The sequence below is a fragment of the Lacihabitans sp. CCS-44 genome (genome assembly GCF_024343735.1).
Classification (GTDB): domain Bacteria; phylum Bacteroidota; class Bacteroidia; order Cytophagales; family Spirosomataceae; genus Leadbetterella.
In genome coordinates this window covers 169,607-176,422 of sequence record NZ_RJUE01000055.1, presented here as the reverse complement: position 1 = coordinate 176,422, position 6,816 = coordinate 169,607, and the positions used below count along the sequence as shown (strand labels likewise).

At 39.3% G+C, this 6,816-nt stretch carries 4 protein-coding genes; all 4 read right to left on the bottom strand.

The genetic code is table 11. The annotated features are described in order from the left end of the window. Positions 1 to 320: 320 nt before the first annotated feature. Positions 321 to 635 (bottom strand): hypothetical protein, encoded by a 315-nt coding sequence (locus tag EGI26_RS10935; protein ID WP_255078295.1) that lies wholly within the window; start codon positions 633 to 635, stop codon positions 321 to 323. A 148-nt stretch (positions 636 to 783) separates the two neighbouring features. Next, complete coding sequence (locus tag EGI26_RS10930; protein WP_255078294.1) at positions 784 to 3,546, bottom strand: PQQ-dependent sugar dehydrogenase; 2,763 nt, start codon at positions 3,544 to 3,546, stop codon at positions 784 to 786. Positions 3,547 to 3,718: 172 nt separating this feature from the next. Further along, a complete protein-coding gene (locus EGI26_RS10925) occupies positions 3,719 to 5,260 on the bottom strand; it encodes a DUF1501 domain-containing protein (RefSeq protein WP_255078293.1) in 1,542 nt (513 codons plus the stop codon). A gap of 5 nt (positions 5,261 to 5,265) precedes the next feature. Continuing rightward, on the bottom strand, positions 5,266 to 6,747 hold the full coding sequence (locus EGI26_RS10920) for a DUF1800 family protein (RefSeq protein WP_255078292.1): 1,482 nt from the start codon (positions 6,745 to 6,747) through the stop codon (positions 5,266 to 5,268). Positions 6,748 to 6,816: the final 69 nt, after the last annotated feature.

Genomic DNA, 6,816 nt, shown 5'->3' with positions numbered 1-6,816 from the left:
AAATGTCACAGAATATTTTACAGATTTCTTTCCGCTTTTATTATCGAGCCCCTCTTTAAGTTTGCCAGACATCTCACTCACCATGGTGCTGTCTACCCGAATCAAATTGTACTTTAACTGCTCACTATAAGCATAATAATCTGAAAAAGTAGTGTAGATGAACTCATAGACTTCCTTAAAGTAATGATAGTCAATCTTTGAAAGCCTTTCCGAAATGGAGCTTCTGACTACGGTTTCCCTTTCATCTAAGTCAAACAGTACTTTAAATCCCGAATCGTTAAAAGTATCTTCTAAAGTGCGTTGGCTTAATTTCTCATTGTCTAGAATTCCATAAAGTAATGATAGTCAATCTTTGAAAGCCTTTCCGAAATGGAGCTTCTGACTACGGTTTCCCTTTCATCTAAGTCAAACAGTACTTTAAATCCCGAATCGTTAAAAGTATCTTCTAAAGTGCGTTGGCTTAATTTCTCATTGTCTAGAATTCCATAAAGTAGTAGATAGAATACCTTTTTGGCATGCAATACTTTAGTATAATAGTCAACATTCGTATTAGAGGATAGGTGGGTTAATAAAGCCTCTGGTATTAACCCTATCAGTTGGCTTACTGATACCTTGTGGTTCTTGAAATTTGTCATTAGATTTTAAGAAAGCGTAGCCAAAGATACAAATTCATAAGTCTAAGACAACGACAAATCATTAATAACAAAAAATGGCCGGAAGATATTTAATCTTCCGACCATGACTACCTCGAAAGGTGCTTTTTATTATTGGATACAGCCTGGTTTATTGGAAAAAACCAACTTCTGTTAATTGTAAAATTACATCTGATTTTGTGGCTTTTTCATTTCTAAATACCAGATAGATATCATGTTTACCACTTACAGCTTGATTCAGCGTCAACTTAGCTTTTCCTGAGCGATTTCGACTCCACTCGGCCATGTTTGTGCCTGCTGGAGGTCTTTCAAAACCCAATTCTTTCAAACCAACATACTCGGAAGTAGCCAAAAGTGGCCCATCAACTTTGTCTAATCTCAACTCAACTTTACCACCAATGGCTCCGTTTCTAGCACTGGCTTGCACATAGGCTATAATTTCCTTGATAGATGTCAAATCAATGTTTTTGTAATAACCAAAAGATTTATCGCCAACCAAGGAGAACGAATAGCCAGGTGTAGTTATGACTTGCGTACTAAACGAACCATCCAAATCTTGCGGACGAAGGTAATTAGGACGCAAAACCACCAATTTCTCTTTCAATAGCGACTTGGTTTTCATAGCTCCTTTGTCTTTATAAGCCGCTCTTAAAACAAAGCTACCCGCCGCAGTTTCATAGCTTGGATTCTCAGGCTTTACGCTTCCTGTCAAAGCCAACTTCGATACGTTTGCATTATTAGACGCAAGACTAAAAATATAATCTGCCATACGTTTGGCATTTACCTCACTTAAATCTGGGTGAGCACTCATGCCGTGTTCGGCCCAAACTCCACTACCGCCTTCTTTGATTTTTTTCACCAAATAGGCCATATTCTCAGGAGTATTTGAATATTTATCTGCCACAGCTTGGTAGCTTGGCCCGATAGACTTCGTAGTATATTGGTGACATGACTTACAGTCAGAGGCCTCAATTAAATTGCGTCCCACAGCATAAGAAGCCATATCGTCAGCACTTTTTTGTTTGGCTGCAATTTCAATAGGGTCAAAACCCTGCGGCAAATAATCGAACGTAACGGCTACTTCCTCAGACTTTATTTTATCTCCATCTTCTTTGTCCTTTACCTTTACTTTGTATCCAATCGGGTTCTTGCCAAAGTAAAAAGTCTGATTTGTAGCTTCCAATTCAATATCGACTTCAGGGGCGGTGTTACCTGCTGTTACGGGTAGCGAAATACTATTTTTAGCTCCTTTTGTATCCGATACCTCCAAAGTAGCAATAAAATTTCCAGCAGTTTTAAAGGTGTAAACCGGCTCTTTCCCCACCAAATTTGCCACTACTGCTTTCTTTGCATCGGTTATTTTCCATTTGTAAGACAACTTACCCGCATCTTCAGGATCAAAATCGTTTGAACCTTCGGCTGAAAACTTAACTGCCAGCGGCAATGCACCCGAAGTTTTATCTGCCTTAGCCACCACATTTGGCCTTCTATTTCCAGCATTGTATTCTATTTTCACCAATTTCGAATTGTCATTTCCTCTAAACCAAGCAGAACCATATTCTAAAACATACATGTCGCCGCTAGGGCCGAAATCCATGTCTATAGCCGAACTAAAATTCATATCCGGCAACACCCTCTCCATAGATACATAATCACCATTTTCATCCATCGTAACGGCCATTATCCAACCACGCATAAACTCGGTGATAAGCCATTTTCCTTCATAGTAGCCTGGCCATGGTCTTGGAGCAGTTTTGAAATCGGCCTTTCTGAATACCGGACCGCCAGTAGCACTCCTACCGGATGTACCAACCAAAGGGAAGTCTGTAGATGGCCCATAAGGATAATAGATCATAGCTGGCACGGGTTTAGGCAAGTTGACCAGACCAGTATTGTTTACTGAGTTATTTACTGGGTTGTTTACATCAAATGGCTCACCATAAGTACCGTCAGCAGAATTGTATTTTTTGTAAGGAAAGTTCTTTCCGATAAAATAAGGCCAGCCGAAAAATCCAGGACCTTTGGCTTGATTAAACTCATCATAGCCTCTTGGCCCCCAGGTAGAATCTTTGGATGCATCAGGGCCAACTTCACCCCAATATAGAAAACCTGTTTTGGAGTCCAAAGTTGGTCTCCAAGCGTTTCTGTGACCCATGGTATATATTTCTGGGCGGGTTTTTGCTGTGCCTTCTGGAAATAAATTGCCTTTTGGAATCGTGTAAGTTCCGTTTGCCTCTGGGTGAATTCTTAGGATTTTACCTCTCAAATCGTTTGTATTTCCTGGTGCACGTTGGTCGTCTTCATTTTCCTTACCTAGTGTTTCTACCAAATTAGATGAACCCTGTCGAGGGTTTACGGTATTGTTTCCTACTGTTAAAAACAAATTATCGGCTTTGTCCCAAGTCATACCGCCGCCTGTATGGCAACATTCTTCTCTTTGGGTTTTCACGTCTAATATTTGTTTTTCGGAGGCCATAACGAGTGTATCGTTTTTCAAAACAAATCTAGAAAGAACGTGCTTCGACTCTTTCGGGTGAGCATAATAAAGATAAACCCAATGATTTGTAGTGAATTTGGGGTCAAGGCTCACGCCCATCAAACCTTCTTCGGCTTCACGTGTTTGGCCTTGTTTATTGGTGTATTTGGTATTAACCGTTATAAAACCGGCATCCAAAACTTCCTTTGTTTTTTCATTGACGATTTTCACACCGCCTTTTCTTTCGACAATTATGATTTTATTACCTGGTAAAAACGCCATTTCCATAGGTTCGTCAAGTCCTTCGGCCAATACAACTTTGGTGAAGCGGTTCCAATCTGGTGGAGTGGGTTTATCGGCTAAAAAGCCAAACCATGCCAAAACACTTAAAAATAAAGTAGAGAAAATCTTAATCATAAGAAAAAGGTTGATTGAGTTTGAAAAAACCAAAAATAACAACATTTTCTCAAAATGAGACAATTATTAGATATATACCCCTATTTCTTAGATGATTGGTGAATTTTGTGGGATTTGGGCAGGAGGGAAATAAGATGTACGACCTTTTAAAAAATATCCAATCCCCTAATTTTCAAAGCCAAATGACACGCACAGTTTCCTTTTTATCAGCCTTTAAGACTTCCAAAATATGAGTACCGGGTTTTCCAATAAGTTGTACTGGAATTTCCGTCTGACCGCTTCCCATTTGAATATTTTGAAAAACAGCGTATTTTCTTCCCAAAGAATCAACCTGATTTACAGTAAGTGTTTCTCGTGGTTCTAAATGTGTCTTTAATAAAATTCTTCCATCAACAGTCGGATTGGGGTAAATCAAAGATTGGATTGGTTTCTCGTTTGACAATAAAATGGAAGACCGTTTTACTAAAATACCTCCCTCAATGCTTTCAAACCTCTTCCCCAAAATCTGATTGGTAGTATTTCCATCGCTTCCAAGCCATTTTGAGAGAACTTCATCATAAACAGATCGGTAGTCATATTGATAAACGAAATCCTTGTTTTTGTCTAAATTATTGAAATCAAGTGCTTTGCCATAAACCTTTCCGTTTACGTCTTCGCCAAACATAAACATCACTCCAGCCGCTCCGTGGTCGGTGCCGTTGCTGTCATTTTGATTGGGCCTTCTTCCAAACTCTGAGACCGTCATACCTAAAACGTTTTTTGAAAGGTTTTGGGTTTTCAAATCTGCCATAAAGTACGAAACTGCATTACTGATTTCTGACAGCAAACCAGCGTGTTTTCCGTCGGTAGTGCCCTGACCAGCGTGGGTATCAAATCCATCAATGCTCAATAAATAAACTTTGGTTTTCAAGCCGCCTGAAATAAGCCTTGAAACCAATTTCAGTTCATCGGATAGCTTACCTTTTGCATATTCGGTGGTGTTTTTGCCAGAATCAAAAGCATTTTTTACGACTTTCGAGTATTTGTTGGATTGGATACTTAGATCCAAAAGAAAGTTTCGTTCATCCACATAAGCCCCACTTCCCGTTAAAAAGCCCTCACCAGACAGCAAGTCTTTCCCTCGTTCGTAAAAATCATTGGGATTTTCAACAGAAATACCTACATCTGCGGTGCCAGTAGAAAAAAGTAACGACGAAGAACTTCCGATGTTCATGCAGTCTGGATGTTCCGAAACCTCATTTACCTTGTCAAAATATCTTCCGAGCCAACCCGATTCCAGTCTCTCAGAGTCATTGGCAGGAGTAATTCCGCTCAACCAAATATCCGTAGATCGGAAATGTGAAAGGTTAGGATTTGGATATCCAACACCCTGAATTACAGCTAAATTTCCATTTTTAAACAAACCAAACATCCCATCATTCTTACCATTTTTTAAAGCTGGATTGAGGTACGAATTTGTATTACTCAGCTTTAATGCTTTTGATTTTGGAATATTAAGTGTTTTTCGAAATTTTGAATAGTACAAGTCGTTGTCGGCCGGAATCACGGTATTCAAAGCATCATTTCCACCAAACATTTGTATAATAACCAACACATTATCGTCAGGATGGTCAAGGTCTAATGTTTTTGCCCAAACCGGTATTTTACCCAGATTGAAACCTGCAGAAAATGCCGCTGTTGCCGACGAATATTTTATGAATTTTCTTCTGTTCATGGTTATTAACACAAGTGAAAGTCTGGAGATTTGACCAAGGAAATCATTAAAAGTTTTAACCTAAATCCACCAACTTCGCTATTTTTAAACATGTTTGGCCATTCATAGTCTGGGTTACCACCTAGTAGCTCCTTTTTGTATTTTTCTTTTTGAGCAACCGTAGGACTTTTTGCGAAAAACAGCTGAAGAATCTGTTCAATTAGCCTACCAGAGTTTTCTTTTTCGTCAAACTGGCCTGCCCAAGTTATCATTTGGGGATTGGACTGATTCCAGATAAAATAACCCATTTGTTGAACTGCAAAAGGGAACGTTCGGGTATCGGCCCATTTTCGATAGCCTGGCCAGCCAGCTACATTTGGAGGATTCAGCAACTCTTGGCCCATGGTCACCATTACCCATTCTTTCCAGTCGCCTTTGACGTCAAAATGCTTGGTGATACCTACAATGGTTTCAGCGGGAGTTTTGATTTGGACACCTCTGACGGCATCGCTAAAAAACAAATCTGATTTAAGTAATTGACTGACAACGGGTTTTATTTCCCAATTATTATCTCTAAAAGTTTTGGCCAAAATTTTTATTAATGCCTCGTCTTCAGCTTGAGGTTTGCTGTATACAAAAAACCTAAATAGTTTTTCACAAATAAATTCAGATACCACCACTGACTTTTTTAGAAGTATGGTATTTATGAGTGTCTTGATTTCTTGAAGAGCTAGAGTCTCTGTTTTGCTCGAAGCGTCGCCTGATATTATTTGCCCTAGATAGGCTTTAGAATTAAAATCATGTTCATCAGAATTTAGGAAAGGCTGAAAAATAGGATATTGCTTCCATTCATCTGTAAAAATATTGACTTTCCAGCCTGTGAAAACTCGAGCACCCTCTTTCACATCGTCTTCGGTATAATGTCCGATTCCAGTTGTATAAAGCTCTAGCAATTCTCTGGAGAAATTCTCGTTTGGTGCATTTTTAGTGCTGTCTTTTCCGTTCAAAAAGAAGAGCATAGCCCCATCAATACAAATTTTTTCTAACAATTCTCTGAAATTTCCGAGGCATAGATTTCTAAAAAGGGTATTTTGGCGGTACATCAAAGCGGCGTGCATGGGGTCGTCAATGGCAAATTTGGTGGTGAAGTGTCCATGCCAAAAAAGTGTCATTTTTTCTCTGATACTTAAATTGTCTTTGGTCATTTCTTCCATCCACCAGCGTTTGAGCTCATAGTTTTCTTCATAAACTCTTTTATAAACCTCGTCTACCACTTTTTGCTGATCGGCTGCTGGGAGTTTCCACCAAGTTTTGAAGCCTGCATTTACCCAAGTCGGAGGTACTGGTTTGGGATTGGCCGTTGCATTCATCAACAATATATCCACTACCGTATCCGAGTTTTTTCCAACAAAAGCTTTGGTATGGGTCCACGAAAAGGCATGGGTAGTTCTTCTTAGAAGATGTATGGCATCTGCCAAACCGAGCGTACGGGCAATAGGTCTTAGCATATTTCTAAAGAACAGGGAAATTTTATACTAAGAAACGAAAAAAAGCTTTCAAAATTGAAAGTTTCACGC

Bases quoted from the DNA above. Each gene is read 5' to 3' on its own strand.
- EGI26_RS10935 (WP_255078295.1), bottom strand. From the start codon at position 635: ATGACAAATTTCAAGAACCACAAGGTATCAGTAAGCCAACTGATAGGG.
- EGI26_RS10930 (WP_255078294.1), bottom strand. From the start codon at position 3,546: ATGATTAAGATTTTCTCTACTTTATTTTTAAGTGTTTTGGCATGGTTT.
- EGI26_RS10925 (WP_255078293.1), bottom strand. From the start codon at position 5,260: ATGAACAGAAGAAAATTCATAAAATATTCGTCGGCAACAGCGGCATTT.
- EGI26_RS10920 (WP_255078292.1), bottom strand. From the start codon at position 6,747: ATGCTAAGACCTATTGCCCGTACGCTCGGTTTGGCAGATGCCATACAT.